Source organism: Pseudomonas sp. P7548, assembly GCF_013386585.1.
Classification (GTDB): domain Bacteria; phylum Pseudomonadota; class Gammaproteobacteria; order Pseudomonadales; family Pseudomonadaceae; genus Aquipseudomonas.
The window spans coordinates 159486-185411 of the sequence record NZ_JACARO010000047.1 but is presented as its reverse complement, the minus strand read 5'-3'; the positions used below and the strand labels follow the sequence as shown (position 1 = coordinate 185411).

28 protein-coding genes and 1 pseudogene are annotated in these 25926 nt (G+C 61.7%); 15 read left to right on the top strand and 14 right to left on the bottom strand.

Features of this window, described 5'->3' with window-relative positions; genetic code table 11:
* Positions 1 to 19: 19 nt before the first annotated feature.
* The 4 genes from HX803_RS20185 to HX803_RS20170 all read right to left on the bottom strand — a co-directional run bounded on the left by HX803_RS20185 (position 20) and on the right by HX803_RS20170 (position 2717).
* Complete coding sequence (locus HX803_RS20185) at positions 20 to 295, bottom strand: GIY-YIG nuclease family protein (RefSeq protein WP_178922876.1); 276 nt, start codon at positions 293 to 295, stop codon at positions 20 to 22.
* Between the two features lie 37 nt (positions 296 to 332).
* Positions 333 to 803, bottom strand: a complete 471-nt coding sequence (locus tag HX803_RS20180; protein ID WP_178922874.1) for a nuclear transport factor 2 family protein — start codon at positions 801 to 803, stop codon at positions 333 to 335.
* 302 nt (positions 804 to 1105) lie between these two features.
* The gene (locus HX803_RS20175) at positions 1106 to 1741 is read right to left on the bottom strand and encodes a response regulator transcription factor (RefSeq protein WP_178922872.1); all 636 of its coding nucleotides are present in this window, start codon (positions 1739 to 1741) and stop codon (positions 1106 to 1108) included.
* Between the two features lie 181 nt (positions 1742 to 1922).
* Positions 1923 to 2717, bottom strand: a complete 795-nt coding sequence (locus tag HX803_RS20170) for a response regulator (protein WP_178922870.1) — start codon at positions 2715 to 2717, stop codon at positions 1923 to 1925.
* A gap of 369 nt (positions 2718 to 3086) precedes the next feature.
* Between HX803_RS20170 and HX803_RS20165 the strand changes: the two genes are divergently transcribed.
* The 10 genes from HX803_RS20165 to HX803_RS20120 all read left to right on the top strand — a co-directional run bounded on the left by HX803_RS20165 (position 3087) and on the right by HX803_RS20120 (position 12141).
* Entirely contained in the window at positions 3087 to 3716 is a 630-nt protein-coding gene (locus HX803_RS20165) for a DUF1120 domain-containing protein (RefSeq protein WP_178922868.1), read from the top strand.
* Positions 3713 to 4354, top strand: coding sequence for a DUF1120 domain-containing protein (locus HX803_RS20160; protein WP_178922865.1), 642 nt, complete (start codon positions 3713 to 3715; stop codon positions 4352 to 4354). Before HX803_RS20165 ends, HX803_RS20160 begins: the two co-directional genes overlap by 4 nt.
* Positions 4355 to 4393: 39 nt before the next feature.
* Positions 4394 to 5008 carry a DUF1120 domain-containing protein gene (locus HX803_RS20155; protein WP_178922863.1) on the top strand — a complete coding sequence of 205 codons (615 nt, stop codon included), beginning with the start codon at positions 4394 to 4396 and terminating at the stop codon, positions 5006 to 5008.
* A gap of 37 nt (positions 5009 to 5045) precedes the next feature.
* Positions 5046 to 5666: a DUF1120 domain-containing protein gene (locus HX803_RS20150; RefSeq protein ID WP_178922861.1), complete on the top strand. Its 621-nt coding sequence runs from the start codon at positions 5046 to 5048 to the stop codon at positions 5664 to 5666.
* 80 nt (positions 5667 to 5746) lie between these two features.
* Entirely contained in the window at positions 5747 to 6373 is a 627-nt protein-coding gene (locus HX803_RS20145; protein ID WP_178922859.1) for a DUF1120 domain-containing protein, read from the top strand.
* 41 nt (positions 6374 to 6414) lie between these two features.
* Positions 6415 to 7125, top strand: coding sequence for a fimbria/pilus chaperone family protein (locus HX803_RS20140; RefSeq protein ID WP_372339930.1), 711 nt, complete (start codon positions 6415 to 6417; stop codon positions 7123 to 7125).
* Between the two features lie 138 nt (positions 7126 to 7263).
* Complete coding sequence (locus tag HX803_RS20135; protein WP_218647113.1) at positions 7264 to 9699, top strand: fimbria/pilus outer membrane usher protein; 2436 nt, start codon at positions 7264 to 7266, stop codon at positions 9697 to 9699.
* An 11-nt stretch (positions 9700 to 9710) separates the two neighbouring features.
* Positions 9711 to 10838, top strand: a complete 1128-nt coding sequence (locus HX803_RS20130) for a DUF1120 domain-containing protein (protein WP_178922853.1) — start codon at positions 9711 to 9713, stop codon at positions 10836 to 10838.
* 10 nt (positions 10839 to 10848) lie between these two features.
* Positions 10849 to 11484 (top strand): DUF1120 domain-containing protein, encoded by a 636-nt coding sequence (locus HX803_RS20125; RefSeq protein WP_178922851.1) that lies wholly within the window; start codon positions 10849 to 10851, stop codon positions 11482 to 11484.
* Between the two features lie 36 nt (positions 11485 to 11520).
* Positions 11521 to 12141, top strand: a complete 621-nt coding sequence (locus HX803_RS20120; RefSeq protein ID WP_178922849.1) for a DUF1120 domain-containing protein — start codon at positions 11521 to 11523, stop codon at positions 12139 to 12141.
* Here the strand turns inward: HX803_RS20120 and HX803_RS20115 are convergent.
* Positions 12138 to 13391 carry a CynX/NimT family MFS transporter gene (locus HX803_RS20115; protein WP_178922847.1) on the bottom strand — a complete coding sequence of 418 codons (1254 nt, stop codon included), beginning with the start codon at positions 13389 to 13391 and terminating at the stop codon, positions 12138 to 12140. The genes HX803_RS20120 and HX803_RS20115 overlap by 4 nt on opposite strands.
* Entirely contained in the window at positions 13381 to 14040 is a 660-nt protein-coding gene (locus HX803_RS20110) for a FadR/GntR family transcriptional regulator (protein WP_178922845.1), read from the bottom strand. The genes HX803_RS20115 and HX803_RS20110 overlap by 11 nt, the downstream gene beginning before the upstream one ends.
* A gap of 101 nt (positions 14041 to 14141) precedes the next feature.
* Here HX803_RS20110 and HX803_RS20105 point away from each other — a divergent pair.
* Both HX803_RS20105 and HX803_RS20100 read left to right on the top strand, forming a co-directional pair.
* Positions 14142 to 14342 (top strand): annotated as a pseudogene (locus HX803_RS20105) (type II toxin-antitoxin system MqsR family toxin); the annotation flags it as partial.
* Positions 14339 to 14827: a type II TA system antitoxin MqsA family protein gene (locus tag HX803_RS20100; protein WP_178922840.1), complete on the top strand. Its 489-nt coding sequence runs from the start codon at positions 14339 to 14341 to the stop codon at positions 14825 to 14827. The pseudogene HX803_RS20105 and the gene HX803_RS20100, both read left to right, overlap by 4 nt.
* Before the next feature lie 60 nt (positions 14828 to 14887).
* On the opposite strand, the gene HX803_RS20095 is transcribed toward HX803_RS20100, so the two are convergent.
* The 4 genes from HX803_RS20095 to HX803_RS20080 form a co-directional block, all read right to left on the bottom strand.
* Complete coding sequence (locus HX803_RS20095; protein WP_003221897.1) at positions 14888 to 15652, bottom strand: amino acid ABC transporter ATP-binding protein; 765 nt, start codon at positions 15650 to 15652, stop codon at positions 14888 to 14890.
* Positions 15653 to 15662: 10 nt separating this feature from the next.
* Entirely contained in the window at positions 15663 to 16760 is a 1098-nt protein-coding gene (locus HX803_RS20090) for an amino acid ABC transporter permease (protein WP_178922838.1), read from the bottom strand.
* Between the two features lie 10 nt (positions 16761 to 16770).
* Positions 16771 to 17952: an amino acid ABC transporter permease gene (locus tag HX803_RS20085; RefSeq protein WP_178922835.1), complete on the bottom strand. Its 1182-nt coding sequence runs from the start codon at positions 17950 to 17952 to the stop codon at positions 16771 to 16773.
* Positions 17953 to 18024: 72 nt separating this feature from the next.
* Positions 18025 to 19056: an amino acid ABC transporter substrate-binding protein gene (locus HX803_RS20080; RefSeq protein WP_178922834.1), complete on the bottom strand. Its 1032-nt coding sequence runs from the start codon at positions 19054 to 19056 to the stop codon at positions 18025 to 18027.
* Positions 19057 to 19402: 346 nt separating this feature from the next.
* On the opposite strand from HX803_RS20080, the gene HX803_RS20075 reads away from it, so the two are divergent.
* The 3 genes from HX803_RS20075 to HX803_RS20065 all read left to right on the top strand — a co-directional run bounded on the left by HX803_RS20075 (position 19403) and on the right by HX803_RS20065 (position 22944).
* Entirely contained in the window at positions 19403 to 20059 is a 657-nt protein-coding gene (locus HX803_RS20075; RefSeq protein WP_178922832.1) for an alpha/beta hydrolase, read from the top strand.
* A 96-nt stretch (positions 20060 to 20155) separates the two neighbouring features.
* Positions 20156 to 21619: an ATP-dependent RNA helicase RhlB gene (gene rhlB, locus HX803_RS20070; RefSeq protein ID WP_259172024.1), complete on the top strand. Its 1464-nt coding sequence runs from the start codon at positions 20156 to 20158 to the stop codon at positions 21617 to 21619.
* 185 nt (positions 21620 to 21804) lie between these two features.
* Positions 21805 to 22944, top strand: coding sequence for an FAD-binding oxidoreductase (locus tag HX803_RS20065; protein ID WP_178922827.1), 1140 nt, complete (start codon positions 21805 to 21807; stop codon positions 22942 to 22944).
* Positions 22945 to 22990: 46 nt separating this feature from the next.
* Here HX803_RS20065 and moaE read toward each other — a convergent pair whose 3' ends face one another.
* From moaE to HX803_RS20045, 4 genes are all read right to left on the bottom strand, one after another.
* Positions 22991 to 23440, bottom strand: coding sequence for a molybdopterin synthase catalytic subunit MoaE (gene moaE / locus HX803_RS20060; RefSeq protein ID WP_178922825.1), 450 nt, complete (start codon positions 23438 to 23440; stop codon positions 22991 to 22993).
* Between the two features lie 2 nt (positions 23441 to 23442).
* Positions 23443 to 23685 carry a molybdopterin converting factor subunit 1 gene (moaD, locus tag HX803_RS20055; protein ID WP_178922823.1) on the bottom strand — a complete coding sequence of 81 codons (243 nt, stop codon included), beginning with the start codon at positions 23683 to 23685 and terminating at the stop codon, positions 23443 to 23445.
* The gene (moaC, locus tag HX803_RS20050; RefSeq protein WP_178922821.1) at positions 23682 to 24155 is read right to left on the bottom strand and encodes a cyclic pyranopterin monophosphate synthase MoaC; all 474 of its coding nucleotides are present in this window, start codon (positions 24153 to 24155) and stop codon (positions 23682 to 23684) included. Before moaC ends, moaD begins: the two co-directional genes overlap by 4 nt.
* Before the next feature lie 142 nt (positions 24156 to 24297).
* Positions 24298 to 25692 (bottom strand): PhoH family protein, encoded by a 1395-nt coding sequence (locus HX803_RS20045; protein ID WP_178922819.1) that lies wholly within the window; start codon positions 25690 to 25692, stop codon positions 24298 to 24300.
* Between the last annotated feature and the right edge of the window lie 234 nt (positions 25693 to 25926).

The following is a 25926-nucleotide window of genomic DNA, read 5'->3' as shown; positions in this document are numbered from 1 at the left end:
GACGATGGGAACCCATCAGTCAAATCAATGGGCTGCTCGCCGCCAGGCACTCCTTGGCGCTCTTCTTCAACTTCTTGATCAACCGTTCCTGGCGCAACGCCTCGCCCTTGCTCGCGCACTGCTCGGTGTACACCAGCGCCACGGCGGGGCTGGACAGGAAGAACCGCGCGCCCTTGCCACGCTGGTGCATGGCAAAACGGCGCACCGGGTCATTGCTGATGCCGCAGTACAACGAGCCGTTGGCGGCGCGTACCAGGTAGACAAACCAGGGTTTGGGTTCAGAAGTTTCAGTCACAGGTCGAGCCGGCAAAACCAGAAGAGCGCCCAGCTTATCAACGACTGGCCTGGAACGCCTTCAAACCACGCAGGGCCTGGCTACGCACGGCGTTTTTCACCAGCGGCGTCCAGCCCAGCAACAAACCTTTGGTGCCCAGCGCCTGACGCGACCAGCGCCACAGGTCAAAGCTGTCGTGGTGTTCACAGATCTTGCCGTCGCGAAACACAAAGCGCGCCTGGATATCGTTGACCACCGTGTTACCGGTGGCGCTGAACAGGTACGTGGCGACCCAATGTGCACCGCCGCTGCGCTCATCGCTGCGCACGTTGTCGAAGGTGAGGGAGAAGTCCTTGGCGCGCGTGGTGAGCATGCGCCACATGTCGCCAGCATCACGCCCATGCAATGGGCCGAAGGCGGGGTCGCTGAACACCACATCGTCGGTGTAGCAGGCGGCCATGGCCTCGGCGTCAAGGCGCTGGAAGGCCTGGTAGAAACGGTTGATCAGGGCGGTGTGGGCATCACTCATGGGTAGGCTCCGGGCGCTATTGTTATCCGGGTTGCACGATAGTCTGCCCATGGGCGCAATGCCATGTACATTTGCTACGTCAATGAAAGGGGTGAGGTCCGAGTTACACCCCTTCGACAGGCATCAATCAGCTAACCGCTCAGGTACCTTTGAAAGTCCCCCTGCCTTATCGACCCCGCCACGCCAACTTTGAGCAACTACAGGCTCGATAAATAGCTGGGCCATACCGTCGCCCTGAAGTTATTCAGGCTCAACAGGGTAAAAGTGCTGTCATCACGCCAAACTTATTTACCAAGCCCCAACTAAGGCACCATCCCGGCATCTCGCGCATAGGTAAACAAATCTACATCGGTTGATATACATAACCGGTGCATTGCCGTGCTCTTCTGTTTGCTGATAGTTGAAATACTGCGATTGACCCGCGCGGCAATCTGGCTGACTGTCATCCCGCTGGCGAGCATGCGCACGACCTCTTGCTCCTTGCCCGACAACTTGGGTGCCTGGGTCGGCTGGGCCAGGCATGCCTGGTCCAACTGCACACGCAGGCACTCACTGACAAACTCACGCCCTTGCACCACAGCGGTCAAGGCCTGGGGCAATTCCCGGGCAGACGCACTCTTGGCGATAATCCCCCGGGCGCCGTGGCTGAAGGCTGCACGCAGGGTCGCGATATTGGCAAACATGGTCACCAGGATCACCGGTACATCGGGGTATTGGCGGTTCAACAGTCCCAGCAAGCCATACCCATCCGCTTGCTGATTACCGGGCATGGCAAAATCAGTCACGATCACGTCACAGGGTATTCGGCCGACCAACTCCAGGAGTTGGTCAGGCCCGTCGGCCTCCCCCACGACCTTACACTTGCCACTCGCCTCGATCACCACTTTCTGGCCCACACGAACAATAGGGTGATCGTCAGCAATAATGATGCGAATCATCGGTTTTTCCATGATGGCAATTTGAGACCGCCAAAATACCGCGATCATGTTTCTGCAACAACCAGAAATAAAACGCTCTTAGTGCGTCAAACCCCACACTTAATAAGGCCCTCACTACTTCCTACATAAATAAGAGAAATTACATAAGGAAAAGTACTACATAGTTAGAGGATATATTCCTTCAAAGTTGAGCCAAGTAGTTCAAATACCATCCCACTTCATGGCGAAACTCATCCAACACCGGCCGGTTCAGTGCCATGCCCGTCAATTGCACACGCTCGATCAGATCCGCAGCGCCGGCCTCCAGGCCGGTTTCCCCCAGGAATGCCACGCTGCCTACCAAGCGATGCAAGCACTGTGCGGCCAGCCTGGCATCCAGGTCGGCCTGGGCATGAACCAGCACCGCCAGGTCTGCATGCGCTTCCTGGATAAGACTGAACAGCATCGGCTCCACCACATCCCAGGAACCGAAGGCATCGATCAGGCTGGCACGATTGGGAAAGCTGCGACGACCGGTTCGGACAGTGCCCACCTCCCTCTCGACGATGCCCGCAGGCTCTGGCGGCAGCCAGCAGCGCAGCACCTCACGCAATTGCGCAAAGCCGATGGGTTTGATCAACCAGCCGTCCATGCCGCAAGCCACGCACTGGCGAATTTCTTCCGGCCCCAGGCTGCCGCTCAAGCCCAGCACGATGGCAGGGGGGCGGCCCGCCGCCTGTTCGCGGCGGCGCAGTTCACGGGTGAGGGTATAGCCATCCATCACCGGCATGCGGCAGTCGCTGATCACCAGGTCGAAATGCTCGGTCGCCAAGGCGTGCAGGGCTTGCTGCCCATCACAACAGCACTGGTAGGCCACCGCGAGTTTTTCAAGCAGTGAGCCAAGCAACAGGCGGTAAGTGCAGTGGTCATCCACCACCAGCACCCGGGCTTCAGGCGCTATTGTCGGCGAACGTCGGTTTGAAAAGTGGCCAGGCATGCTGCCCTCAATGAGAGCGATCAACTCACCCTGACTTTGCGTAATTAAGGACGATCACCTGAACCCGTGCGGGTTGGGTACAAGCAATCAAGACGGGCGCAAAATATCCGAATGCATGCAGGGCGACGATACAAAAACTACGACAAATCAGCCGATCGCCTTCGAAAATCAGGCTTTCTGCTTAAACAACCCCCTTTTGTCATTGCCACCCTGTCATTCGTAATAGTTGCATTTCCGCCTCTCCCGCCCGGCGATAAATTCCTCCCCGCTTTCCCTTAAAGCGACGCGTGCCCACCACAACCATAAAACCCATGGGCAACTTCACCGCGCCGCTCTGCCCCTGATCCGTGCATAGGAATACCGACTGTGATGAAAGACTCTCTCGCCGCCCTGGCCGGAGCCCTGCTGATCGCCCACGCCAGTACGGCGCTGGCCGCTAGCTCCGTGGACCTTTCGGTCAAAGGTGCCATTACCCCGAGCGCTTGTAGGCCTAGCCTGAGCAACGGCGGGCTGGTGGACTACGGCAAGATCTCGACCCAGGACCTGGACCCGACCGAGGTCACCGAACTGCCCAGGACCCTCTTCAAGTTGGCGGTCAATTGCGAAGGTTCGAGCTTGTTCGCGTTGAACGCCCAGGACAATCGATCCTCCATGGCGGGCCCCGCCGCCTCCTTCGTACTGGGGCGGATCAGCCCGACAAACTGGATCGCCACGTATTTCCTGACCATGGAAAACGTGGTCACCGACGACCCCAGCGCCTACCCGATCTACTCCCTGGATAACGGCTCGACCTGGATCTACAACTCCGAACGGCAGGTACCGGCTAATACACTCAGTGCTTTCGGCAATCAGACTTCCGGCACACGCGCCCCCGTCTCCCTGACAGATGTAGCGCTGGACCTGATTGTCCAACCCTACATTTTTCCAAAAAGCCAGATCCCGGCAGGCGAAACCATTCCCCTGGACGGGTCCGCCACGTTCGAGTTGCGCTACCTATGAAGGCCTCAACGCTGTGCCGTTGCAGCACGTTCGGCCTCGTGCTCAACCTGGCCCCCGCAGCGTTCGCCGCCAGCAACGTCGACCTGGCAGTACGCGGCAACATCACCCCCAGCGCGTGCAAACCGAGCCTGGCCCAAGAGGGGCTGATCGACTACGGCAAGATCGCCGCCCGCGATCTGAACCGCGAGTCCTTCACCCCGTTGCCGCTCACCCAGCTGCCTGCGGCCGTCAACTGCCAGGCCCCGACCCTGTTTGCCCTGAGGCTCACCGATAACCGTGCCGGCTCCAGCGCGGCCGAGTCCTACGGTTTCGGGCTCGGCCTGATCAACGCCAGCGAGCGGCTCGGTGTGTTCCACACCACCTTGCATACCCCCTTGGCAGAGAACGCGCCCATCACTCAATTGCAGTCATCAGACAACGGCCAAAGCTGGAGCGTGGTTGAAGAGAACGTCGCCTTGCCGCCGCTACGACTGGCCGCGTTCGGGGACGCTTCTTCCGGCGTCTGGAGCCCGCTGCCGATCCAAGCGCTGCGTGTGCAAATACGTGTCAGCACGCTGATCGCACCGGCCCAGGGCCTGACCCTGGATCGCGAGGTGCCACTGGACGGCTCAGCCACGCTGGACCTGATTTACCTGTAGTGCCTCACCCTCAACCCTACCTTACAAGGACTTGTGCCCATGGATAGACCCACCCTCGCCTTCCTGCTAGCCGCCCTTGCGCCTGGCGCGTTCGCTGCCAGCAGTACGGACCTGAGCGTCTCCGGGACCATCACCCCCAGAGCCTGCACGTCCGTACTGTCAAACGGTGGCGTGATCGACCACGGCAAGATGACCTCCAAGGACCTGCAACCCAGCTCCCCCACGCGGCTCGATGCGGCCGAGATGCGCTTTGAAGTGCAGTGCGAGGGAGAGACCTTTTTCACCTTGACCACCGTGGATAACCGCGCGGGCACCTCTGCCATCAACCCGAGGCACCACGGCCTGGGCATGACCGCCGAAAAAGAAAAACTGGGCAGCGTGGCGTTCTCGCTGTTCGACCCGGTGGCCGATGACAAACCGGTCAAGGTCATCACCTCAAGCAACGGCGGCGCCAACTGGTCCGCTTCGATCTACCTGGGGCATGAAGCACTGACCTCGTTTGCCGCCCTCGACGGCCCCAACACGCCCATCGCCCTGAAAACCCTGAATGCCCGGCTGCGCGCATTCACCATCATCGTGCCCGCTACCGACCTGACCCTTCTTGATGAGGTGCCACTGGACGGCCAGGCCACGCTGCAACTCAAGTACTTGTGACCCTTTTCCCTCTGCTTGCCTTGAAAGGAGCAACACCATGAAAGCCCTGAATGCCCTGATCGCCACCCTGCTGCTCACCGGGACCGGCACTGCCCTGGCCGCCTCCAGCGTGGACCTGACCGTGCGTGGAACAATCACCCCAAGAGCCTGCGAGCTGGAGCTGTCCGGCGGCGGCAATGTGGAGATCGGCAAGATTTCGGCCAAGGACCTCAATGCCGACAGCCCCACCCGCTTGCCCGACCAGACCGTGCGACTGACCGTCACCTGCGACGCGGCAACACTGGTAGCAATCGAACCCAAGGACAATCGTGCCGGGTCGGCTTCGTTACCCGATGATAGGAACTTTGGCCTGGGACTGGTCAATGGCAGCGAAAAACTCGGTGCCTTCCAGATGTACCTGCAATCGCCGGTCGGAGATGGCACGGATCTGGGGCCCATTTCCTCCAGTGACGGCGGCCTGACCTGGACCCGCTACATGTACCTGACCAACAACGGCATAACCTCCGTGGCCAATACCACCGCCATCGCCCCGGTGCCGGTGCAGTCGCTGGTCACCGATGTGGTCATCATCCCCTACATCGCCCCGGCCAACAGCCTGACCCTGACCGAGGAAGTGCCGATCAACGGTTCGACGACCCTGACCGTCAAATACCTGTAATGGAAAACGGGCGCAGCCTTCCCGGGTTGCGCCCAGCGCCGCACTCACGGATGTCCCTCAACACGGTTCCAACATCGACCATGAACACGCTCTCACGCCGCTTGATGACGCTCGGTCTCTGCCTGACCGCCACCTCCGCCCTGTGTGCCTCGAAGGTCGACGTGACGTTGACCGGCAGCGTCACCCCGAGTGCCTGCACGCTGGTCCTGTCGCCCAGCGGCATCGTCGACCATGGGCGGGTGCCGGCCCGCTCGCTCAATCAGTACGAGTTCACCGAACTGCCCCTGCGCACACTGGACATGAACGTCACCTGCAACCAGCCCGTGCTGTTCGTGCTGGTCGGTGTGGATAACCGTGCCGACTCCTCCGTGGGCCCTGGCTTCTATTACGGCTTGGGCAACAACGTCCATGCCCCGGCTGAACGCCTGGGCTCGGTGGCCCTGGCCATTCGCGAAGCGGTGGGCGATGGCCAACGCGCCATTGTGCTGGCCTCCAGCAATCGAGGCCTGACCTGGTTTCCCGAAACCAACGCCTACCCGGACAACTACATGGGCTTTGCGCACCCCGGCACGCTGGTGCCGGACCCGCACAGTGTGCTCACCGCCAAGCTGGAAATCAAAACGTCGATCAACGCCGCCGCCTACCTGACCCTCGACCAAGAGGTGCCGTTGGACGGCTCCATCGTGCTAGACCTGAGGTATCTGTAGTCATGCTCCCCTTCCCTTGCGTTGCCAAAATAATTACACGGGTGTTCAACCTGGTTCGCTATGCCTGCCTCTACCTTGCCGCGCTGGCGCTGACGTTGTGGGGCCCCACCCTTGTGCTCGCCGATGGCATGGTGCCGGACACGTCGGTGGTGATCGTCAACGAGGCCGATGGCGAAGCCTCGGTGTCGGTGACCAACACCGACACCAAGCTCGCCTTGCTGCACGTCACCCTCGAAGACATTCCTGAAGACACGGCGCCGCTGCTGTTTGTCACGCCGCCGCTGACACGGGTCGAGCCGTCCAAGAGCCAGTTGATCCGTTTCATCCTGCAATCGGCCACCCCCCTGACCACCCAGCGCTTGAAACGGGTGATCTTCGAAGGCATGCCTCAGGGCCGCGCCGAAGGCCAGGCCGGGCATGCGCGAGTGGGCGTGACGGTGCGCCAAAACCTGCCGGTGATTCTGCACCCCAAGGGGCTCGCACCGAATCGCACGCCCTGGACCGGCTTGGTCTGGAGCCTGAAGAACCAGCAACTGAGTGTGAATAACCCGACGCCCTACGTGGTCCGCCTGGCTCAGGAATTGACCTTGCTGCCCGGCAAAGGCTCGGCCTTGCTGCCGCGCACCTATGTGCTGCCCGGCGAGACCTTGAGCGTGGCCGCCAGCCAAGCCCAGGCCAGCACCGTGCAGATGCAACCGGCCACCGTCTACGGGTTTGCGGTGGCGCCTTACGAAGCACCGATCACCCTTTGATCGCAGCGCCGGCGGGCCCAATGCCGGCGCCCTGATAACGAAGTGGCCTCCCATTGAAGGCCACCAGGAGCTCTCCCGTCGCGAAGGATTGACGCGGGCCTGCCTCCACTTATTCGAGTACGACTTGTGAGCACAGTTATGACTGATCGCGACGGCGAAGCCGTGCCTGGTGTTTCATCACCCCGGGCGCGCAAATGGCTGGCGGGCGTTGCGCTGAGCCTGGGCACCGTGCTGCCAACGGCTGCCGCCCTTGCCGATGAAGGCGCCGGCTCGTTCGACCCGCAAACCTTGGCCCAACGCGGGATTGACCCGCAATTGGCCAACCTGTTGCTGGAAGCCCCGCGCTTCACGGCCGGGCGCCATGCCCTGAACCTCAACGTGAACGGCCAGCGACGTGGGCGGGTCGACGTGGTGTTCAACAGGCAGGGCGTGCTGTGTTTCAACCAGGCCCTGCTGGATGCAGGCCACTTGCGCGTGCCGGCCGACGATGGCGAATGCCATGCTTTTCTCGAGGCCTACCCACAGACCGTGATCGAGCAGGACCCGGCCACCCTCAGCCTGTCGCTGGTCGTGCCCACCGATGCGCTGCGCCCGACCGTGCGCGATGTGTCCGGCTACCAGACCGGCGGGTTCGCCGGGCTGCTCAACTATGACCTGAGCGGCCTGTACAACGAGTTCGGCGACGACACCAGCCGTTTCGGCTCGGCCAACACCGAGGTCGGTTTCAACGCCGGCGACTGGATCGTGCGCAGTCGCCAGGTACGCACCTGGCAAGACAAGGTGTCGCGCACCACCCACCTGGACGCCTACGCCCAGCGCACCTTTGCCGAACAGCAAGCGGTGTTCCAGGCCGGGCAGATCAACCTCTACAACCCGGTACTGGCCGGCGCACAGATCACCGGGGCCCAGGTACTCACCGAGACGGCCCTGCAGGACCAGAACCAGGGCGCCACCATCACCGGCATCGCCAACAGCCCGGCCCAAGTGGAGATCCGTCAGAACGGCACGTTGATTCACTCCACCGTGGTGCCAGCGGGGCCGTTCTCCCTCACCGATGTGCGGCGCTTGAACAGCCGCTCCGATGTGGAAGTCACGGTCAAGGAAAGCAGCGGCGAAGAACGTCGCTTCACCGTGCCCGCCGCCATGCTTGGCCTGGGCCTGCCAGCGCCGGGTTACTCGGTGGCGGCGGGGCGCGTGCGCAAGCTCGGTACCGGTGAAGGGGCCGAGCCCTGGGTGGTCAGCGGCGGATGGAGCGGTGCATTGCACCCACAGGTCAGCGTGGGCGCCGGTGTGCTGGGCGCCGAGGATTACCGCGCGGCGGGTGCCAGCCTGGCCTGGCTGCCGTGGCAGGACAGTCAGTTCCAGGCCTCATCCCAAGTGGCCCAGGCCACCCGCAACGGTAACGAGCAGGGCGTGCAAACCGATCTGTCGTGGTCCCAACGCCTGAGCGAACGTTGGGCCATCACCACAGCCGGCTCCTGGCGCAGCCTTGGCTACCGCGACCTCGAGGACTCCACCTACACCACCGAAACCCGTGAGCAACGCCGCTCCCGCTATCGCGATCAGCAAAGCGCCACAGCGTCCTGGTCACACCCGATGCTCGGCGCGTTCAGCGCCGGGATTTCACGCTCGTCCTCGTTTACCGGTGAGAGCAGCAGCCGCGCGCTGGCGTCGTGGGGCACCAGCTTTGGGCGTGTATCGGTGTCCGCCAGCGCCGAGTGGCAAGTGGGCGGCCGCCAGCAGAGCGATGACAGTGTGTACCTGAACATCAGCGTGCCCCTGGGCGAGAGCCGCCGCGGTCGTGCCTGGGCGCGCAATGCCGGAGGCGATCACCGCATCGGGGCCGGGGTCAGCGAACAAATCAACGACCAGTTGAGCTACCAGGTAGGCGTTGAACGTGACAGCCGCGACCGTGAGGTGGAGTCATCCATCGGTGTCTCGACGTTGCCGTATTACAGCCAGTTGGACTTCAACTACACCCGCAACAATCAGGAACGCTCCAGCTATCAAGGTGGCGCACGCGGTGGGGTGGTGTTGCACAGCGATGGGCTGACGTTTTCGCCCTACCCGGTGCGCGAGACCTTTGCGCTGATGTCGGTAGGCGACATGGCCGGCATCAAGGTCAGCACCCCCAGTGGCCCGGTGTGGACCGACTGGCAAGGCCAGGCCGTGGTGTCGCAGCTCAGCCCTTACGGCCGCAGCCCGGTGGAAGTGCACACCCGCTCGCTGCCGCGCAACGCCGACATCAGCAACGGCCTGGCCGTGCTGTCGGCCGGACGTGGCGCCGTAGACAACGTCAAGTTCGGCGTGGCCCTCACACGCCGCGCGCTGCTGAACGTGACCGACGCCAATGGCCAACCCCTGCCTCGTGGCGCCGCCATCAGCACCGCCGACGGCGAGTTCGTGACCCTGGTTCAGGAAGGCAGCCAAGTGTTCCTGCCGGACGTGCTGGACCGTCGCGAACTGTGGGTCAGCGCCCCCGGCCGGCCCCGTTGCCGCCTGGACTTCGACTTGCCCGAACGAGGCGATCCCGAGGTGTATTACGAAACCGCACCGGCGCGGTGCCAACCATGAGGAACTTAACCATGGGCCTGAAACCTGCCTTGTTGTCCGCCAGCCTGTTGCTGGGCGCAAATGCCTGGGGCATGGATGAGTGCCAGTTGAACCTGAGCGAAACCGCCGTGGATTTCGGCCTGGTGAACCGGGCGGTGTCGCCGATAGCCGCAGCCGAGCACCTGTTGGGCGAACGGCGCCTGAGCCTGACACTGAACTGCCCCACGCCCACTGACTTGAGTCTGTTCTATCGCGGGTTGGCAGCCGGCACCGAGCGCTTCCAATTCACCGGCCGTGGCAGCTACAGCCTGCGGGCCAGCGACGCACTGCTCGACGGCCAACCGGTGGAGTTGGGCCTGGTTCCCGGCAGCGGCCAGCCGCCAGTGAGCAGCGCAACAACCCTGCGCTGGCGTCCTGAACACGGCATCGTGCCGATGCGTGCCGGCGTACCGGTCATCGGGCGCAGCTTGTCGTTGCAACTGGAGGTCAGCGCCTGGGCCCGGCAAGACGCCCTGCGCGTCAGCGATACCGTTACCTGGGACACCAGCGGCGTGGTCGATGCCGTCCACACGGGACGCTCGCGGGAGTTACGCCTGCAAGCCCGCTTCGCCCCTGCGGCCTGCACCCCTAGCCTGTCCAACGGCGGCACAGTGGCGTTCGGCAAGTTGTCGGTAATGGACCTGAACGCCGACAAAGAGACGGCCCTGCCCCCGCGACCACTGGTGGTCAGCGTGGCCTGCGACGCACCGACCGCGTTCAGCCTGCGCCTGCAGGATAACCGCCAAGGCTCGGCCACCGGTCCGGGAGACGACACGACCTACGGCCTGGGACTCGACGCGCAGCAACAAAAAATCGGCCGCTACCGATTGGTCTTCGACCCTGCGCGCACCACCGCCGACAGTTTCCCAGGGCTTTATCGAACCGACTCCCCCACCGGCACCGCCCCCTGGAGCAGCGCGAGCGCCAACCCGTTGGCGATTGGCGCCAGCCGTTTCCTGGGTTTCAGCACCAGCGCCGGCAACACCAGCGGCCCCGTGCCGATTCAACAACTCAGCACCACCACGAGCCTGGAAGCGGTGATTGCACCACTGGGCACGCTGGACCTGGGCAGCGAAGTGCGCCTCGACGGCGCCGCCACCCTCGAACTCAACTACCTCTAGGAGCCCTCCCATGAAGCACCTTCTGATTGCCTTGGCATTGTCGTCGGGCACCGCTCACGCCGTGTCCACTGTCGACCTGGCTGTCACCGGCCTGATCACGCCCATGGCCTGCACGCCACTGCTGTCCGGCGGCGGGCTGGTCGACTTCGGCAAGATCTCGCGCAATGACCTCAACCTCACCAATGGCACGCGCCTGCCCCACAAGTACCTGACCCTCACCGTCAACTGCAACGCGCCCGGCCGCTTCGCCCTGCGCATGCGCGACAACCGCGACGGCACGGCCCACGTCAACAGCGAGATTTTCTACGGCCTGGGCCTGGACACCAGCGGCAACAAAATCGGCGTTTATTCAGTGAGCTTCGACCCCAGGCAAACCGTGGTCGATGACCTGGCCGTGGTGTACGGCACCGAATCCACCACCGGCGGACTGGCCTGGCGCATGGCCAACCTCAATCCCATCGATGTCGGCTCGCGCAGCCTGCTCGGTTTCACCGACGTGGTCGGCAGCACCGCCGGCCCGTCGGCCATCCAGACGCTGACCAGCACCCTGAAGCTGGAAGCCACGATCAACGCCCGGCAGAACCTGGACCTCAGCGTGGAAACGCCGATGGACGGGTCGGCCACGTTGGAAGTTGTGTACCTGTAATTCGCGTTTTTTCCCCAACCCTGTAGGAGCAACACCATGAGCATCACTCGTAACCTGTTGGTCGCCGCGCTGCTGGCGAGCGCAGGCCATGCGGTCGCCGCGTCCAGCGTCGACCTGAGCGTCAAAGGCACGATCACCCCAAGAGCTTGCAAAACAGCCCTCAGCAATGGCGGCCTGGTCGATTTCGGCAAGCTGTCGGCCAAGGACCTGCGCCCCGACCAGCCGACCTACCTGCCCAGGCAGAACCTGCAAATGACCGTGACCTGCGATGCCTCCACGCTGTTTGCCGTCGCGCTCAAGGACAACCGAGCCGGCTCGGAATCGAACCAGGACTACTACAACTTCGGTCTTGGCTTGATCAATGACACTGAGAAACTGGGCTACTTCACGGTCGCGATGTCGGGGCCTGTTGCGGATGACGTCAACGTCCGCGGCATTGCCTCTTTCGACGGCGGTGTCACCTGGGAGCGCGAAAGTGCTCTGGTGGATGACGGCCTGACCAGCTTCGCCGACATGAACACACTGGCCCCGGTGCCGGTACAACGCCTGGTCACCGACCTGCAAGTGGCCGGTGCCATCGCTCCCTCCCAAGGCCTGACCCTGACCAACGAAGTGCCGCTGGATGGCTCGGTCACCCTGACCGTGCGCTATCTCTAAACCCTCTCGCTGGTCACCCCCACATACAGGGCACGACCGGCCCCCAACCCGGCGATGATCGCGCCCAGCCCGATCACGCCGAACACCCAGCCGGTGGCACCCCAGCCACCGGTCCAGTCATGCAGCACACCCACCGCCAACGGGCCCATGGACGCCAGCGTGTAGCCAATGCCCTGCGCCATGCCTGACAGGTTGGCGGCCACGTGGGAATCCCGCGAGCGCAGCACGATCAGGGTCAGCGCCAGGCTGAACGTACCGCCCTGGCCCAAGCCCAGCAGAATGGCCCAGCCCCACAACCCGTCCAATGGCGCAAACAGGCAGCCAAACAACCCGCCAAGGGTGAGCAGCATCACCACGACGATGGCCAGCCGCTGGTCCTTGCCCCGGGTCGCCAGCCACGGCGCGGTCAGGGCGCTGAGCAGTTGCACGATGATCGAACCGGACAGCAGCAAGCCGGCTTCGGTGGCGCTCAGGCCACGGCTGATCAGGATCGACGGCACCCAGCCGAACACGATGTAGGCCAGGGACGATTGCAGGCCCATGTACAAGGTCACTTGCCAGGCCAGCGGATCGCGCAGCAGCCCTTTGACCTTGTACGCCACTTGATGGGCACCCTGTTTCTGCCCCACCTGTGGCAACCAGAACAACGCCGCGATCAGCGCGGGCACGATCCAGAACCCCAGGCCGATATTCCAGCTGTTACCGAACGCGTGGCTCAACGGCACCGTGGCCCCCGCCGCCAGCGCCGCGCCCAGGCACAGCGCCATGGTGTACACGCCGGTCATGGTGCCCGCCTGTTTGGCGAAATCACGCTTGACGATGCCCGGCAGCAGCACGCCGATGATGCCGATGCTGGCGCCGGCGATCAGGCTGCCGGTGAACAGCCCGGCCTCGCCGAACGAACTGCGCAGGATGATACCGCCGGCCAGTGTCAGCAAAATCCCCAGCACCACCCGCTCGGCGCCAAAACGCCGGGCCAGGATCGGCGCCAGTGGCGCGAACAAACCCAGGCACATCACCGGCAAGGTGGTCAGCAGGCCGGCCTTGGCCGCCGACAAGCCCAGGCTGGCCGATACGTCATTGAGCAACGGTGACAGGCTCGACAACGCCGGGCGCAGGTTCATCGCCACCAGGACCAGCCCCAGGATCAGCAACCATGGGCGGCTCATGGCGGGTGGGGTGTGTTGCACCACTTCGTCGTCGGCTTCGGCGTCGATCAACAGTTCTTCGAGTTTGGTTTCAGGGTTCATTGATCAACTGCCGGCAGAGGGATTTGGCGCGTTCCGGGTCTTGTTTTTCGACGGCTTCGAGCAAGGCGATATGCAGGTCGAACACTGCCTGGCGGCGCGGAGTGATGTTCAAGGTCTGGCGCAACTGGGCGCCGACGATGGCGGAAAAGTACTGGTACAACTCGCTCAGCGCCGGGTTGTGCGCGGCGTCCACCAAGTGTTTGTGGAAGATCAGATCGGCGCTGATATAGGCCTCCAGATCGCCGTGGTACAGCGCGGCGCTGGCGTCGAGGGCCTCGCGCAACCTTTTGAGGTCTTCGTCGGTGCGGCGCAACGCGGCCAAGCTGATCGCCTCCACTTCCAGAATCTGCCGGGTCTCTTGCGCCTGCTCCAGGGTGCAGTGAGACAATGCGCGCATCGTGCCCAGCGGGTCGGTCATCGAGCGCAGGTAACTGCCGTCACCCTGGCGGATCTCAATCAACCCGGAAAACGCCAGCACACGCATGGCCTCACGCACGGTATTGCGGCTGATGCCCAACTCGGCAGACAGCTCGGGCTCGGTGGGCAGGCGCTCACCAATGGCCCACACGCCTTGGCTGATGCGCAGGCGCAGCTGCTCCAGGGCCTGGTCGACCAGGGAGCGTTTGATCAAGGGGGCGATGTCTGTCATGGGTTTTAAGCTTTCGTCCAATCATAGGATGAATTTTCCTACAGCCTATTCGGAGTTGCCTACAAAGGCAACGCACTGCGGTTCTTAAGCAGGAAAAGGAGCTGAGCCCCGACCATATGCAACAGGTGGTCTGCGCCCTTGAGCGCCGAATGTTGCACAAATCGATGACGACCTATGCAGACCATCGGGTATGGCAGGACGTCTACCTGATCAAGATTTACGGCACGGAGATTTACATCAAGGTCATTGACCGCCCAGGCGGTGGTCCTCCCGTAATCTCCTTCAAGGAGAAAACCCTATGAGACCCCAGCAATGCATGAGCTGCGGAACCCATGACGCAATGCAGCCTTTCGAAGGTCGCACCTTCACGATCAACACGCGGGGAATGGTTCGAGATATCCCCGACATTGCAGGCTGGGAATGCGAGGTCTGCCATGAAGTTGAATTCGATCACGACGACGACAGTGCAGAGCGTTATTGCAAGGCCTCTGATCTGCTGTTGATCGACGCGCGCAAAATCATCGCCGCCGAAATGAAGCGAATCCGCCGCAAACTGCACCTCACACAAAAAGATGCGGTGAGGCTCTTCACCGTCCGCGGGCACCATGCATTTTCACGCCACGAACGGGCTGAAATTTTTCCGTCGGAACCGTTGCTCACGTTAATGCGCCTTCTGGATAAACACCCACACCTGCTGGCTGAAATCGAGGTCCTCAACACGGGGAAAGACTTGAACCAACTGCTCATCGCCAAGGATGCACAGCTGCTGGCGGCTCAAGCCTCCTGACAAAAACCGCAGGCAAAAATAAACCCGGCACGAGGCCGGGTTTATTTATTCACCCATCGATCAATGCAGAATCTGGCTCAAGAACAACTTGGTCCGGTCATTCTGCGGGTTGTCGAAGAAGTCATTCGGCGCCGCCTGCTCCACGATCTCGCCCTTGTCCATGAAGATCACACGGTTGGCCACGGTACGGGCAAAGCCCATTTCGTGGGTTACACACAGCATGGTCATGCCGTCTTCGGCCAAGCCGATCATGGTGTCGAGTACTTCCTTCACCATCTCCGGGTCGAGTGCCGAGGTCGGCTCATCGAACAGCATGATTTTCGGTTTCATGCACAGTGCGCGGGCAATCGCCACACGCTGTTGCTGGCCGCCGGACAGCTGCCCTGGAAACTTGTGGGCCTGCTCCGGGATACGCACGCGCTCCAGGTAGTGCATGGCGATTTCCTCGGCCTTGCGCTTGGGCATCTTGCGTACCCACATCGGCGCCAGCGTGCAGTTCTGCAGGATGGTCAGGTGCGGGAACAGGTTGAAGTGCTGGAACACCATGCCGACTTCACGGCGGATCGCTTCAATCTGCTTGAGGTCGTTGGTCAGCTCCACGCCATCGACCACGATGCGGCCTTGCTGGTGCTCTTCCAGACGGTTGAGGCAGCGGATGGTGGTGGACTTGCCCGAACCCGACGGGCCGCACAGCACGATACGCTCGCCCTGCTTGACGTTGAGGTTGATGTCTTTCAACACGTGGAACTGGCCGTACCACTTGTTGACGCCCTGCATCTGGATAATGCCTTCAGGGCCCACAGGCTTTTTGATTGCTTCGCTCATAAAAGAACTCCTAACGCTTGTGGCCTGTGTCGAGCTTGCGTTCCAGATGCATGGAATAGCGCGACATACCAAAACAGAAAATCCAGAACACCAGGGCGGCGAACACATAGCCTTCGGTGGCCATGCCCAGCCATTTCGGGTCGGCAGCGGCTTGCTTGACGCTGTTGAGCAGGTCGAACAAACCGATGATGATCACCAGACTCGTGTCCTTGAACAGCGCAATAAACGTGTTGACGATGCCCGGGATCACCAGCTTCAGGGCTTGCGGCAGAATCACCAGGCCCATGCTGCGCCAGTAACCCAGGCCCATCGCGGCGGCGGCTTCGTACTGCCCCTTGGGAATGGCCTGCAGACCGCCGCGCACCACTTCGGCCACGTAGGCCGACTGGAACAGGATCACGCCGATCAGGGCCCGCAGCAGCTTGTCGAAGTTCATGCCTTCGGGCAGGAACAAGGGCAGCATCACCGAAGACATGAACAGCACCGTGATCAACGGCACGCCGCGCCAGAATTCGATGAAGGTCACGCAGACCACTCGAATCGCCGGCATGTTCGAACGCCGCCCCAGCGCCAGCACGATGCCCAACGGCAAGGCACCGGCGATACCGACGGTGGCGATCACCAGGGTCAGCATCAGGCCGCCCCATTGGCTGGTCGCCACGTTGGTCAGGCCGAACACACCGCCGTGCAGCAGGAAGTAGGCAATGATCGGGTACAGCACCAGGAAGCTCAGGCCGTAGATCGCCTTGCGCTGGAAGCGCGAGATGAACAACGGCGCCACGCCGACGATGGCCAGCCACACGGTCAGGTCTACGCGCCAACGCAAGTCGCCCGGGTAGTAGCCGTACATGAACTGCCCGAAACGCTGTTGGATAAACACCCAGCAGGCGCCTTCCTTGGTGCAGTCGGCGCGGGTGGTGCCCACCCAGTTGGCGTCGATGATGGCCCAATGCAGGATCGGCGGCACCACCAGGTACACCAGGTAAATCGCCAGTAAGGTCAGCAGGGTGTTGAGCCAGCTGGAAAACAGGTTGGCGCGCATCCATGCCACCGGGCCGAAGACTTTGCTCGGCGGCGGCATATCAGGTTTGAAAGTATGCGTACTCATGGGTGTTTCCTCACCGCTCGATCAGCGCAATGCGCTTGTTGTACCAGTTCATCAGCAGGGAAATGCTGATGCTGATCGCCAGGTACACGCTCATGGTGATGGCAATGACTTCAATGGCCTGGCCGGTCTGGTTGAGTACCGTGCCGGCAAACAGCGAAACCATTTCCGGGTAACCGATACCGGCGGCCAGCGACGAGTTCTTCGCCAGGTTCAGGTATTGGCTGGTCAGCGGCGGAATGATCACCCGCAGGGCCTGCGGGATGATGACCTTGCGCAGCGTCGGCCCAGGGCGCAGGCCCAGGGAGCGCGCGGCTTCGGTCTGGCCGTGGCTGACGGACTTGATGCCCGAACGCACGATCTCGGCGATGAACGCGGCCGTGTAGACGGTCAGCGCCAGGGTCAGTGCCAACAGCTCGGGGATCAGTACCCAGCCGCCGACAAAGTTGAAGCCTTGCAGCTTCGGCATTTCCCAGTGCAGGGGGGCACCGAAGATCAAGGCGCACAACGCCGGGATCACGATGAACAGCGCCAGGCCCGCCCAGAACTTATGGAACGGCACGCCGGTGGCTTCAAAGCGCTTGTTGGCCCAGCGGGCCATGAACACGATGGCCACGATGGCGACCACGATGCTCGCCACGAATGGCCAGAAACCATCAGCGGCCAGTGCTGCCGGCATATTCAGGCCACGGCTGCTGACAAAGAAGGTATCGCCAAAGTTGTGGCTGTTACGCGGCCCTGGCATGGTCAGGAACACCGCGAAATACCAGAACAGGATTTGCAGCAACGGCGGGATGTTGCGGAACACTTCCACATACACCGTCGCCAGCTTGTTGATCATCCAGTTGGGCGACAGGCGTGCCACGCCGACGATGAACCCGAGGATCGTAGCCAGCACCACACCGATCACGGTCACCAGCAAGGTGTTGAGCAAACCGATCACGAACACACGGGCGTAGCTGTCCGACTCGGTGTAGTCGATCAGGTGCTGCGCGATGCCGAAACCGGCACTGCGCTCAAGAAAGTCGAAACCCGAGGTAATGCCCCGGTGTTGCAGGTTGGTCTGGGTGTTGTTGAAGAGGTACCAGCCCAGCGAGACCACCGCCACAATCGTGATGATCTGGAAGAGCCACGCACGCACTTTGGGATCGCTGAAGCTGAGCTTCTGCTTTGGTGCGCCGATTTGATTTTGCATGAAGTGCCCCGGAAAGAATGGAACAGAACATCACCCGGCGGTTGGCCCACCGGGTGACAGAACCATCAGCGATCAGCGCACAGGTGGTGCGTATTGAATGCCGCCGTTGTTCCACAGCGCGTTCAGGCCACGGTCGATTTCCAGCGGGGTGCTCTTGCCGAGGTTTTTCTCGAAGACTTCGCCGTAGTTACCGACTTGCTTGACGATCTGTACAACCCAATCCTTTTTCAGTTTCAGGTCTTTGCCGTATTCGCCGTCAGCACCGAGCAGACGCGCAACGTCCGGGTTCTTGGTGGACTTGGCTTCAGCTTCAACGTTTTTAGAGGTGATGCCGGCTTCTTCAGCGTTGAGCATGGCGTAGCCAACCCAGCGCACGATGGCCAGCCACTCGTCGTCGCCGTTACGCACGACTGGGCCCAGTGGTTCTTTGGAAATGGTTTCCGGCAGAACCGAGTAGTCCTTCGGCGAAGCCAGCTTGCTGCGCTGTGCGAACAGCTGCGACTTGTCGGAGGTCAGCACGTCGCAACGACCGGATTCCAGCGACTTGGCGCTTTCATCGGAGGTGTCGAAGGTGATCGGGGTGTATTTGAGGTTGTTGGCGCGGAAGTAGTCGGAAACGTTCAGCTCCGTGGTGGTACCGGCCTGGATGCAGATGGTTGCACCGTCCAGTTCCTTGGCACTTTTCACGCCCAGCTTGTTGTTCACCAGGAAGCCAACACCGTCGTAGTAGGTGATGAAGCCTGGGAATTTCAGGCCCATGCCCGCATCGCGGGAGCTGGTCATGGTGGTGTTACGCGACAGGATGTCGACTTCGCCTGACTGAAGCGCGGTGAAACGCTCCTTGGCATTCAACTGGCTGAATTTGACCTTGGTAGCGTCGCCGAAAACGGCAGCGGCTACAGCGCGGCATACGTCAGCGTCGATCCCCAGGATCTTGCCGCTGGCATCCGGTACCGAGAAACCCGGCAGGCCGTCACTCACGCCACATTGCACAAAGCCTTTCTTCTGCACGGCGTCCAGGGTGGCGCCGGCTTGGGCGAAACCACTAACACCCAGCACGGCCGCCGCACACACGATGGCCAGGGTGGATTTCAATACCTTCATTCAAACCTCCAGTTTTGCTCTTGTTGTGTCGGAGCTAGAACCCCAGCGCACCCTTATGAGGCGATATCGACCCGTGTTGGCTTTTTTTAGGTCGAGCGGCGTGAGGTTTTCGCAATAATTCCAGTTGCTATCCCACAAGCGGCAGTCACTGATAGTGTTACCGTCCTGGGTTAGTTCTGACATCGACCTACACATAGCAAGGCCCGTACCAGAGTGCCGGCTGAGTCGTTTCAGCCCATGGTCAATAGAAAAAGATTCAACCTTGCGACATTCTCTTAACAGATCAACCCGTCGCGCACCGTTCCGACGCACTCAATCGGCGCGCACGCACATATATGGAGCAGACATGACCGAACCCTTGATTCTTCAGCCCGCCAAGCCCGCAGACGCCTGCGTTATCTGGTTGCATGGCCTGGGTGCCGATCGCTACGACTTCCTGCCGGTGGCCGAAGCCCTGCAGGAAACATTGCTGAGCACGCGCTTCGTTTTGCCCCAGGCGCCGACCCGTCCTGTCACCATCAACGGCGGTTACGAGATGCCCAGCTGGTACGACATCAAGGCCATGAGCCCGGCCCGCTCCATCAGCCTGGAAGAGCTGGAGGTGTCGGCGAAGACGGTCACGGATCTGATCGAAGCGCAGAAGAGGACCGGAATAGACGCTTCGCGAATTTTCCTCGCCGGTTTTTCCCAAGGTGGCGCCGTGGTCTACCACACCGCTTTCCTGAATTGGGAAGGCCCGTTGGGTGGCGTGATCGCCCTCTCCACCTACGCCCCCACCTTCGGTGACGAGCTGGAGTTGTCCGCCAGCCAGCAACGCATTCCCACCCTGTGCCTGCACGGCCAATATGACGAGGTGGTCCAGAACGCCATGGGGCGCAGCGCCTACGAGCATTTGAAGAGCCGTGGTGTCACCGTGACATGGCAGGAATACCCAATGGGCCACGAAGTGTTACCCGAAGAGATACGCGACATAGGTGCCTGGTTGACCGCTCGCCTGGGCTGAAAACCACACATTATGTAGCCACATGACAGACACACTACGCCGCGCCCGATTCTTGCATTACACTGGCCGGCGTACATTCCTTAACCAATTAATGAGATCACCGTGCTCGAAGCACTCAAGAAGATGTTCGGCAAAAGCGAGGCCGAGCCGCTCGCGCCTGTTCCCACTGCCCCTGCCCCGACTGCTGGCAGCCGCAATGACGGTAAACAGCCCGATCGGACTGCACCTGTCGCTCAGCCTGAAACGCCTACGGTGACACCGCCTGAGCAGGCAAAACCGGCTGAAGCCGCGCCGCCAGCGCCTAAGCCACGCCGTGAACGTGCGCCCAAACCACCGGTCAAGCCGTGGAAACTCGAAGACTTTGTCGTCGAACCCCAGGAAGGCAAGACCCGCTTCCATGATTTCAAACTCGCCCCGGAACTGATGCACGCCATCCAGGACCTGGGCTTCCCGTACTGCACGCCGATCCAGGCGCAGGTGCTGGGCTTCACCCTCGCCGGCAAAGACGCCATCGGCCGCGCCCAGACCGGCACCGGCAAGACCGCCGCGTTCCTGATCTCGATCATCACCCAGCTGCTGCAGACGCCGCCGCCGAAAGAGCGCTACATGGGTGAGCCCCGCGCGCTGATCATCGCCCCGACCCGGGAGCTGGTGGTGCAGATCGCCAAGGACGCCGCCGATCTGACCAAGTACACCGGCCTCAACGTCATGACGTTCGTGGGCGGCATGGACTTCGACAAGCAGCTCAAGCACCTCGAAGCGCGCCATTGCGACATCCTGGTCGCCACCCCGGGCCGCCTGCTCGACTTCAACCAGCGCGGCGACGTGCACCTGGACATGGTCGAAGTGATGGTGCTGGACGAAGCTGACCGCATGCTCGACATGGGCTTCATCCCACAAGTGCGTCAGATCATTCGCCAAACCCCGCCAAAATCCGAGCGCCAGACCCTGCTGTTCTCCGCCACCTTCACCGATGACGTGATGAACCTGGCCAAGCAATGGACCACTGACCCGTCCATCGTTGAGATCGAAGCGGAAAACGTGGCCAGCGAAAACGTCGAGCAACACATCTACGCCGTGGCCGGCGCCGACAAATACAAGCTGCTCTACAACCTGGTCAACGACAATGGTTGGGAGCGCGTGATGGTATTCGCCAACCGCAAGGACGAAGTGCGCCGCATCGAAGAGCGCCTGGTGCGCGACGGCGTCAACGCAGCGCAACTGTCTGGCGACGTGCCGCAGCACAAGCGCATCAAGACGCTGGAAGGCTTCCGCGAAGGCAAGATCCGCGTGCTGGTGGCCACCGATGTGGCGGGCCGCGGGATTCACATCGACGGCATCAGCCACGTGATCAACTTCACCCTGCCGGAAGTGCCGGATGATTACGTGCACCGCATTGGCCGTACCGGTCGTGCGGGCGCTGCGGGTGTGTCGATCAGTTTTGCCGGGGAAGATGACTCGTACCAGTTGCCATCGATCGAGGCGCTGTTGGGCCGCAAGATCAGCTGCGAAACGCCGCCGACGCATCTGTTGCGCCCTGTCGAGCGCAAACGCCCATAAGCTGGAAAGCGGTAAACCTGTAGGAGCTGGCTTGCCTGCGATGAGGGCCCTAAGATCGCCGCTGGCCTTGAGGTAGCTATCGCCGGCAAGCCGGCTCCTACAGTGGATCGGGTTCCTGCTTTGGAATGCAGCCAGCTTCCAGAGTTGTTTGGCGGTGCTTTCAAGTGAGGATTCCAGGAGGAGCCATGAACCACGCCGACTACCTCATCATCGGCGGCGGCATTGCCGGTGCCTCAACCGGCTACTGGCTGTCGCAACACGCCCGCGTCATCGTGCTGGAACGCGAGTCGATGCCGGGCTACCACTCCACCGGCCGCTCCGCCGCGCTCTACATTGCCGCCTACGGCACACCGCAGGTACGCGCCCTGACCCTGGGCAGCCGCGCCTTCTTCGACCATCCACCTGCCGGGTTCACCGAGCATCCCTTGCTGATACCGCGTGGCGAAATCATCGTCGACCTGATCGGTGATGCCGAGGAACTGCAGCGCCAGTACCAGAGCGCCAAGGCACTGGTGCCCGCCACCCGCCTGCTGGACGCCGATGACGCGTTGGAGATGATGCCGATCCTGCGCCCGGAAAAAGTACAGGGCGCGATCTACGACCCGACCGTCTGCGATATCGACACCGACGCGCTGTACCAAGGCTACCTGCGCGGTATCCGGCGCAATGGCGGGGAGATCCACACCAACAGCGAAGTACAGCAGCTGCACCGCGACACCCAGGGTTGCTGGCAGGTACACACCGCTCATCAAGTGTTCACCGCGCCGGTGGTGATCAACGCCGCCGGCGCGTGGGCCGACCAGATCGGCGCCTTTGCCGGTGCACGCCCGATCGGCCTGCAACCCAAGCGCCGCAGCGCGTTTACCTTCGCCCCGCCTGGCGATGTGGATATCCATGCCTGGCCCGAACTGGCGGCGTTGGACGGTTCGTTCTACATGAAGCCGGATGCCGGCATGTTTCTGGGCTCACCCGCCAACGCCGACCCGGTAGACCCCCACGACGTGCAGCCCGAAGAACTGGACATTGCCATGGGCATCTACCACATCGAAGAAGCCACCACCTTGACCATCCGCCGCCCGACCCGCACGTGGGCGGGGCTGCGCAGTTTTGTCAGTGACGGCGACCTGGTGTGCGGGTTTGATCCGCAGCGGGAGGGGTTCTTCTGGGTGGCCGCCCAAGGCGGTTACGGCATCCAGACCTCGCCAGCCATGGGGCAGGCCAGCGCGGCGCTGGTGCTAGGGGAGCCGTTGCCCGAAGCGCTTATCGGCATGGGACTGACTGAGGCGATGCTTTCCCCCGGCAGATTGACTCGCCACGCTCTCTAAAACGCGGCAGATCCAAATGTGGGAGCTCACCGGCGTGACTAGGGGGTTATTTCCAGCGATCTGCGGCGGCGTGATCGCTGCTGCGCCCGTCTACCCAGCGCGGGCCTGCGCTGGTGTTTTCTTTTTTCCAGAACGGCGCACGGGTCTTCAGGTAATCCATCACAAATGCACAAGCATCAAACGCCGCCTGGCGATGGGCACTGGCGGCGGCGACGAAGACGATAGGCTCGCCCGGCTCCAGGGCACCGATGCGGTGCAGCACTTCCAGCTTGAGCAACGGCCAGCGCTGCTCGGCCTCCACGGCGATCTTGGCCAGGGCTTTTTCGGTCATGCCGGGGTAATGTTCCAGGAACATCCCCGCCACATCGAGGCCGTCGTTGAAATCGCGCACATAGCCGACAAAGCTCACCACCGCGCCCACGCCGACATTGGCTGCGTGCATCGCGTTGACTTCGGCACCCGGATCGAACGCCTGGGGCTGCACACGAATGGCCATGGTCAGCCCCCGGTCACGGGCGGGAAGAACGCCACTTCATCACCGGCTTGCACCGGTTCATCGAGGCTGCACAATTCTTCGTTGCGCGCGCACATCAGGCTGGTTTCGTTGAGCACCGCAAACTCAGGGTCGCTCGCTAGGGCCTGCCGCACCGCATCGACGGTGGCGAAATCGCCTTCCATTTCCAGTGAGTCAAAGCCCACTGCTTCGGCGTAACGTGCGAAAAACAATACGTTGATGCTCATGCCTGGTCCGCCTTGAAGTGTCCGCTCTTGCCGCCGAGCTTTTCCAGCAGGCGAATGTTTTCGATGGTCATGCCGCGGTCCACCGCCTTGCACATGTCATAGAGGGTCAGGGCGGCGACGCTGGCAGCCGTGAGGGCCTCCATCTCCACGCCGGTCTGACCGGAGAGCTTGCAGCGCGCCAGGATGTGCACTGCATCGACGCCATCGGCACTGAGTTCCACCTTGACGCCCGTCAGCATCAGCGGGTGGCACAGGGGGATCAGGTCGCTGGTTTTTTTCGCTGCCTGGATCCCGGCAATGCGGGCCACGGCGAACACGTCGCCCTTGGGGTGGGCGCCGTCGACAATCATTTTCAGGGTCTCGGGCAACATGCGCACCCGCGCTTCGGCCACCGCTTCACGGAACGTCACGGCTTTGTCGGTGACGTCGACCATGTGGGCGCGACCTTGGGAATCGAGATGAGTCAGCACAGGGATACTCCTGATCAGGAGCAGCGATTGTAAACCCGTGGGTCAGTTTTGCGCAGCGCTGATTGTGTAGGAGCCGGCTTGCCGGCGATGGCGTCCTCAAGGGCCCCATCGCCGGCAAGCCGGCTCCTACAGTGGGTAGTGGTTACAGGTGAGATTCGGCGTATTCAGCCAGAATCGAACGAGGAACCCCTTGCAGCGCAATGTGTACGCCGTTCGGGAAGTCTTTGAAGCGTTCCGTCAGGTAGGTCAGCCCGGAGCTGGTCGCGGACAGGTAAGGGGTGTCGATCTGTGCCAGGTTGCCCAGGCACACCACTTTGGAACCGGCGCCGGCACGGGTAATGATGGTTTTCATCTGGTGCGGCGTAAGGTTCTGGCATTCATCGATCAAAATCAGGCTTTGCTGGAAGCTGCGACCTCGGATGTAGTTGAGGGATTTGAACTGCAACGGCACTTTGCTGAGGATGTAGTCGACGCTGCCATGGGTGTTTTCGTCATCCATGTGCAAGGCTTCGAGGTTGTCGGTGATCGCCCCCAGCCACGGCTCCATTTTTTCCGCCTCGGTGCCGGGCAGGAAGCCGATTTCCTGGTCCAGGCCCTGAACGCTGCGGGTGGCGATGATGCGGCGATAGCGCTTGGTCACCATGGTCTGCTCGATGGCGGCAGCCAGGGCGAGAATGGTTTTACCGGAACCGGCCGCACCGGTCAGGTTGACCAGGTGGATGTCCGGATCGAGCAGCGCATACAGCGCCAGGCTCTGGTAGATATCACGCGGTTTCAGGCCCCAGGCTTCCTGGTGCAACAGGGGTTCCTGATGCAGGTCGAGAATGAGCAGCTTGTCGACCTGGATCTCTTTGATCCAGCCCACGAAGCCCTGTTCGTCGACGATGAATTCATTGATATGCACGGCCGGCAGGTTGTCGATCAGTTGCACCTGGTGCCAGGTGCGGCCATGGCCCTGGCGGGTTTCGACCTTGCTGACACGGTCCCAGAACGAGCCGGTCATCATGTGATAACCCCGGGAAAGCATCGACACGTCGTCGACCAGTTGGTCGGTGCTGTAGTCCTCGGCAGCGATCCCACACGCTCGTGCCTTGAGGCGCATATTGATGTCTTTGGTCACCAGCACCACGCGCAGGTCCTTGTCGCGAGCGTGCAGGTCGATCAATTGGTTGATGATTTTGTTGTCGTTCAGGTTTTCCGGCAGCAGGCTGTTGGGCTCGCTGCGCTTGCTCATCAGAATCGACAGCAAGCCCTTGGGCCCGCCTTTGCCACGCTGGATCGGCACACCGACTTCAACGTCTTCGGGTGAGGCTTCACCCAAGGTTTTATCGATCAGGCGAATGGCCTGGCGGCATTCGGCGGCCACGCTGTGGTGCCCGCTTTTGAGTTTGTCGAGCTCCTCAAGCACGATCATCGGGATGGCGACGTGGTGTTCTTCGAAGTTAAGCAGCGCGTTTGGATCGTGGATCAGTACGTTGGTATCAAGCACATAAAGGATTGGCTGGTCGGAAGAAGGGTTACGTCCATGATCATCCATACTCGGTCACCTTTGTGGGAGCCATTCGACGCAATACCTGGGCGGTGCTGCGCCTCGATTCGACCACCGACTGCACCTTAAGTGACGTCAAGTGCAGTGCCCACATGAGGAGTCTTGGAAGACGCCACCTGTGTTGCAGGTTTCGGCGATCTGACTTCGTAATACCGCAAAAGCCATGACAGGAAAAAGCACTTTGACGCTTTTTTGAAGTTTATTTTTCAGGATGACGAATAG